Raw genomic sequence first — 6,009 nt, forward strand, 5'->3', positions numbered from 1 at the left:
GACATATTGCGCCAAGTGCCGTCTCGGCCCTGGAAGTCATAAGTGGTCTTGCGCAGGACATACCAGTTATCCGACAGTATTTCGACCTGCTGGATGCGCACGCGGTCCTTGGTGGCAATGGCTGGTTTCATGCGTTCAGTCCTTATTCGTTTTTAGGTGCAGAGTTGGGGGCCGCGGACAGTAAGCAGGGTTCGGTCCGAAATGAAGGTCATGCACTGGCAACTCGGTGCCATCTTTGTCTGTGTCGTCGCACCGTGCTCACCAAGAGCTACTGAAATACCCTGATTTTGAAGAAGAAAATTACACGGGTTGCGGTTTGTACCCATTCCCTGCCAGTGGTGAAAGAACAGATCGAGTTTGGGTTGATCTGTCCTTGGTGATTGAGCGCCATGAAGGTGAACCTTATCTGTTGCGCGTCATTTTGACGGATGAAACTCCCAGTACATAAAAGTTCGAATCACATCTACCTGAAACCAGTTTTCCTGCTGCCACTTACACGGTGATTTGCCAAGGTGCTCTTACCGTCACTTTAGGACAGATCAAATGGCCATATATTCCAGTGCCAAAACCGGACCAAACCGACTTGCTCTCGCAGATTATTGATATCCGAATCCCTGACGCATTACGGTGGCCAAGTTGGAGCATCGATGTTCAACGACTTGAGCCGCGTGACTGGCGCTGCGGGACTGGGTGTCGGGTCCCTTGCCTACTTCCCTGCGATGGACGTTGTACGCCAAGCGCTGCCGATGCTGCTGGTGCTGGTGCTGGTGCTATTAAAAATGGCGTTGATCATCCGCATACCGTTGGTGCTGCCGTTCAGTACTTTTGATTTGAAGATAGTGATCACAGTCTCTATTGTTCAGTTCGCGATGATCTTTGTGGACTGTTGCCGCAACAGGCCTTTGGCGTCAGCGACATAGCTAGATGCTGTGGACATGGATTCTTCCTTGCCGAATTATGATGTTCTTCTACGTCCTTGGCCCCGGTTTTTAGGCCAGGGCTTGAGGTGCAACTGAGCGATTTTCCTCAGTGAACCCAGTCCTCGTAAGGCAGCCCCGAAACGCGGCTGAATTCACGCACATTGTTCGTGACCAACACACAGCCCGAAACAATCGCGTGACCGGCAATAGCGGTGTCATTCTCGCCAATGACCAAGCCTGCCTTGGTGAGTTCGAGCTTCACCTCGACCGTCGCGTCAACCGCGCTTTGATCCCACGGTAAGACCTCATCCAGACGTTTAACAAACTCATCAACAAGCGTTTTGTGCCCGGGCGATGCCTTCTTACCGATCTGCCCGTAACGCATTTCGGCGTAGGTAATCGCAGAAATTACGATCCGATTATTCCGCGCAACCTCCGCGACCAAGCGTTGCAAAACAGACTCTGGACGCTCGCGCATGATGAAAGAGCAAATGCAGGTATCAAGCATGTACGTGGTCACAGATTGAACCTGCCTTCATCTCTGATAACGCTCGGACGTTCTTGCAGAAAGTCCGCATCAGCCTTGGGCAATTCAGCCAGCGACGACCAGCTCGGGCGCACGGGGCGCAGAGTTATCGTGTCGCCGCTGCGCGTAATCTCCAACTCCCCGACACCCTCATACGCCATGTCAGTAGGAAAGCGAATTGCTTGATTCTTACCGTTCTTGAAAATTGAGACAGTGCGCATGATGCCAATCCTTGCATATGTAAGACATATGCAATATAGCAACACAAACACACATAGGCAAGACATATGACACATCAAAAAGCGATTGTAAATGCCCACCGGATCGTGGCTTGATCCACCGTCAGGTACGGTTTTGAGTGGTCTAGACATGAATTTGTAAGTGGGAGGTATCACATGCCTTTAGCCGTGGGCTCTATACTGTTGTGATTGTCATATTACGAAGCCGTCAGCTCAGGGTCGAAAGCTGCTTGCTCCGCTATTGCAGCGGAACATACACATCTGTTTGCCATTGATCCTGCGGTGTCTCGGGATAGACGCTCAGGTAATTGAAGAACAGCGGCTGGTCACGAAGTTCCTCTCCACTGGCAGGAAGCCAATCGCGGTAAATCGGATAGATCGTTTCGCCGATGTGATCCGGTGACCCCGCGTGTCGCACCACGACGTAGCGACCGGCAGGAATGACGATCTCGTGCACGCCGAACTCATTCGGCGCCACGGCCTCGTGAATCTCGCCGCAGATTGCGAAGCGGAATGCTTGTGGAGGTGTCGTATCGGGGTTGCTATAGGGAATGCCAAAGGTGCGACTCGATGCCACCGGCGACTGTCCGCTCTGCATACGCCACTCGATGAACGTGCGCACGCTCTCATTGACGAGCACGGCTGGTCCGCAGTGCTCAAGCGCTGCTACCTTAACTTCAGGGAAATCTACGATTCGTACTTGCATGATGATAGTCCTAGAAAAGTGAGGGATTGCGAATACCGCATTCCAGACCTGCCAGTTCGGTTCCTTCCTGAACGCACTTGGCGTCGTACCGAACGCCCGCCTGAACGCCCTGCAAAATGCCTCGGGACTTTCAAAGCCGGCACCGAGTGCGGCGTCCAGTACAGAGTGATCAGCGAGGGCGGCTAGGCGATGTGCCGCGCGTCTTAGTCGCATCAGTTGCACATAACGTGAGACAGGCACTCCAACGAACGCGGTGAATTGTCGATGGAAGTGAAACGCCGAAAAGTTCGCCACATGGCTCAACGTCTTCACCGACAGGTCACCTTCGAGATTGGCATCAATGTAGGCGAGTACGGCGTTGAAGCGTTTTGTGTAAGCGAAATTGGTCGGCATGTCAGACACTGGGAAAAGCTCCTGGAAGTACGGTCGGCAATAGAGTCGACTATAGCGGCGCGAACGCGCCTAGCCGCGCTTGCTCAAGGCACTTTTTGGGTTGGCCAATGCGACCTCCAGCAAAGCCAGCTCAGTGACGCGGATGCCGGTGGTGTGGGTGAGCCACAGCAGCATCACATCGCGCTCAGGTAGTCGACCAGTGACGGATGCAAATCGGATCAGGTGTTTGAATTGTCCAGGGCGTAGCGAAGTGGCACGGCAGGGAGTCATACGGGCTCTCTGTCAGGATTGCACGGGAAACGTGCTGGATCTTGGGGCCTCCTGACAAGGGTATCAGCAGGCCCCACCTGATGTTCACGGAAAGTCCGACGCCCGCTGTAAATCTAGGAAACAGACCTAATCAAGGCTGGTGCCAAGATATGTCGATCGAGCGGAGTATCTTTCCGCCACTTCATACCGTCGCCCTCCACCCATTCAGAAAGTATCTCTGGAGTTAGTTTTTTGCCATTTCTGAGTAGAACCATAACCTCAGCCATAGCAGCTATTTCTTCTTGTTTGTGGCCATCGTGTTGGCATTGTTAGATACGACCCTCAAGCGCAGGAAGCATCATTGATGCCCTTACTTGAATTTTTCGAGGCGCTGACAGCACTAGGTGCAGTGGCTCGCGTTTGAAAACACGCGGGCTCACATTCAGCGGCATTACTGGCTCACATTAACTGCGACGGGCTCATGCTATTTGCAATTACCCCGCAGGCCTGTTTTGTCTCATTAGGTTCTAGATGTTTGTTGTGGCGTGTCTCAAAAAAAGCATCCCGATCCTTGTACGGTGCAATTCAACTGGCAAGCTGCTTGATGCGCTCCGCCAAACGTGCGAATGCCTCGTTCGTGTAGTCCAACACCTTGGGGTCTACGCCCTACGCGCGTAGCGAGCTTTTGAAGTCGTTCAAATCGGACAGCCATTGCCGATGCAGTCTTCCCAGCTCGTTGAGGTCGGGTTGGACGACTTGCAGCTCGCTCGCATGAAGTGCCTGAACTCATCAAGGGGTTCTATGCCCAAACCCCAGAAAATTTTGTCGCCTACTCGATAGCTACAGATTCTGGGCGCGAAGCTGCATCTAGGTCCATTAAGCCTTGTCCATAAGCTTCGCTGTTGGCGAAGATACCGTTTCGATTAGCAGTGCTGAGCAGGCGATCTCGCAGTTGTTGCGGAGTCATTTCAGGGTAGCGACTTTGCAGCGCGGCCAAAGCACCGCTGACCAGCGCAGCAGCAGGGGACGTTCCGATGGTTGGCCCATAGCTGCCGTCTTTTTGCGTCGTCAGCAAGCCATCCCCGTGATCTCCTCCTGGCACCGCGATACACCAGCGCGCCGCGAGGCCACAGTAGTTGGATTTCTGAGTAATGGCGGTGCCGTCGCTCTTGAGGGCCATGACCGCGATCCAGCCTTTTTCCAGTTCCGGATAGAGACCTGGCAGACCCGGCTCGGCGAGGGGTTCACGCTTGACTTCATTGCCGGTCGAAAAGACGAGTACGGCACCGTCGGCCACTAGTTTTTTGGCACTTTCCAGAGACTCGCCCATCAAGTGTTCGTAAACAAACACCTCGTTGGTATTGGCCTCTATCGGGTTGGCCCATGAGTTGCTGAAAATGCGTGCGCCTTTGTCATAACCAAGTGTCCACGCCTGAGCGATTGCACTGTCAAAGTAGAAGGGTTCCTTGTCGTCACCAAAGCGCATGGGGATCAGTTGAGCATTAAAGGCGATGCCGTGCATGCCCTTGTCGTCCTTGCTGGCGGCGAGAATGCCGGCCATCTGAGTACCGTGACCTTTGATATCGACGGTACCAGGGAGATTGCGCACAAAGTCGTAGCCCGGATCGGCGACGCGGTCTTGAAACTCGGAGAGCATGTCGTTCATGCCTGAATCAATCAAGGCAACTTTGACGTTCTGGCCGGTGCCGCCACGCGCATAAAGCGTTGAGGCTTTGACGATTGGCAGGGCTTTTAGTGCGAAGTATTCGGTTGTTTCAAAGGCACTTATGTCGAGTTCCGAAGAGGCCGGTGCCCTTGGTGTGACGCAGCCCAGCAGGAGCATGGGCAGGACGAGCAGGGTAGTACATTGCAGCGCGCCAAACGATTTTTTACGCGCGTAGGTGAGCAGTGATTGAGGCATAATAGATAACCATTGAGTTAAATATCCATGGGTGGGTAATCCCCCCATTTTCAGTACTTTGGATAATTGATCCTCATTCATACCGGCAACCCGTTACTGTTTCAATTTTTGCTTGAGTCTACGTTGAGACAATTTATGACAAGACTACAATCCGGCTGGGAGGCAATCTGAGAGTGCATGATCTGTTGCTATGCTATCGATCTTCGCGGGTGTGCCACAAACGCAGCAGGTAAATGGTGGAATCTACTATTTCGTAGCGCATTTCATACTGGCCGGCCTGAATTCGCCGCACATCACGTGGCTGGTTGCAGTTAATGTGAGCCATAAATGTCGCTGAATGCGAGCCCACGTGTTTTCAAACGCGAGCCGTTACAGCTAGACAAGAACCTTTACAGATAATGCAGACGCCACCAACGCCCTCGCCTTCCCCTCATCAAACCCCTCCTCGACCAGATCCCGAGCCAACGCCCGCCTCCCTTCCAAAAGCCCCCAAAGCTGCTGATCAATACTGTCCTCAACCATCGGTATCTTCACAACCACCACCTGAATGATCCACCGGTCAGAGTAAGGATCATCAAGCTCAGCACCGCGTTTCATCTTGTTCATTATCCCGACGAAACCGCTTAAGCCGATGATGCCATTCTTCTCGTCGGACGCAGTTCGGCCATACCAGATCCGCGCGGCATGGTGGGTATGCAGGGTGAGGTCCATGGTGCTGGGAAGAGCACCGAGGTTTAGCTGGATAGGTTCTGCCACTTTAAACGTCCTGATTGGCTTGGATGCAATCAGTGTCGCCAAGGGGCAGAAAGGTTGTCAGCGCTCAAACTGGATCGGGTTGGTTCTTTTCGGAAATGGGGTATTGGGGGATGGTAATTCCAGTGGAATGATAGTCGCAGTTAGGCACCGCGATTCCCGTGGAGTAGACAATCGTGAAGCGCGGAAAACAGCGGCCAGGTGATACGTCGTAGGCCAAACGAGTTCAAGCCGGACTGATACCATCCCGCTCACTAAGCCGCATGATCAGCACCAGCAAAGTGGTCAATATGAAACAGCAA

At 53.2% G+C, this 6,009-nt stretch carries 6 protein-coding genes and 3 pseudogenes; 1 reads left to right on the forward strand and 8 read right to left on the reverse strand.

Translation table 11 applies throughout. The annotated features are described in order from the left end of the window. Positions 1-131: pseudogene (locus M0974_RS06355) on the reverse strand (GDP-mannose pyrophosphatase); the annotation flags it as partial. Between the two features lie 480 nt (positions 132-611). On the opposite strand from M0974_RS06355, the pseudogene M0974_RS06360 reads away from it, so the two are divergent. Continuing rightward, a pseudogene (locus M0974_RS06360) lies at positions 612-884 on the forward strand (conjugal transfer protein TraG); the annotation flags it as partial. A 142-nt stretch (positions 885-1,026) separates the two neighbouring features. Here M0974_RS06360 and M0974_RS06365 read toward each other — a convergent pair. The 7 genes and pseudogenes from M0974_RS06365 to M0974_RS06395 form a co-directional block, all read right to left on the reverse strand. After that, entirely contained in the window at positions 1,027-1,440 is a 414-nt protein-coding gene (locus M0974_RS06365; protein ID WP_297834165.1) for a type II toxin-antitoxin system VapC family toxin, read from the reverse strand. Then, positions 1,437-1,667: a type II toxin-antitoxin system VapB family antitoxin gene (gene vapB, locus M0974_RS06370; protein WP_297834168.1), complete on the reverse strand. Its 231-nt coding sequence runs from the start codon at positions 1,665-1,667 to the stop codon at positions 1,437-1,439. The genes M0974_RS06365 and vapB overlap by 4 nt, the downstream gene beginning before the upstream one ends. A 256-nt stretch (positions 1,668-1,923) precedes the next feature. After that, positions 1,924-2,793 carry a GyrI-like domain-containing protein gene (locus tag M0974_RS06375; RefSeq protein ID WP_297834171.1) on the reverse strand — a complete coding sequence of 290 codons (870 nt, stop codon included), beginning with the start codon at positions 2,791-2,793 and terminating at the stop codon, positions 1,924-1,926. A 60-nt stretch (positions 2,794-2,853) separates the two neighbouring features. After that, positions 2,854-3,054, reverse strand: a complete 201-nt coding sequence (locus tag M0974_RS06380; RefSeq protein WP_297834174.1) for a hypothetical protein — start codon at positions 3,052-3,054, stop codon at positions 2,854-2,856. 808 nt (positions 3,055-3,862) lie between these two features. Continuing rightward, positions 3,863-4,876, reverse strand: a complete 1,014-nt coding sequence (locus M0974_RS06385; RefSeq protein WP_297834178.1) for a S8 family peptidase — start codon at positions 4,874-4,876, stop codon at positions 3,863-3,865. Between the two features lie 271 nt (positions 4,877-5,147). Then, positions 5,148-5,258 (reverse strand): annotated as a pseudogene (locus tag M0974_RS06390) (type II toxin-antitoxin system RelE/ParE family toxin); the annotation flags it as partial. 71 nt (positions 5,259-5,329) lie between these two features. Then, positions 5,330-5,710, reverse strand: a complete 381-nt coding sequence (locus M0974_RS06395) for an AcaB family transcriptional regulator (RefSeq protein ID WP_297834176.1) — start codon at positions 5,708-5,710, stop codon at positions 5,330-5,332. Between the last annotated feature and the right edge of the window lie 299 nt (positions 5,711-6,009).

Origin of the sequence: Pseudomonas sp., assembly GCF_026224925.1 — a bacterium.
Classification (GTDB): Bacteria; Pseudomonadota; Gammaproteobacteria; order Pseudomonadales; family Pseudomonadaceae; genus Aquipseudomonas.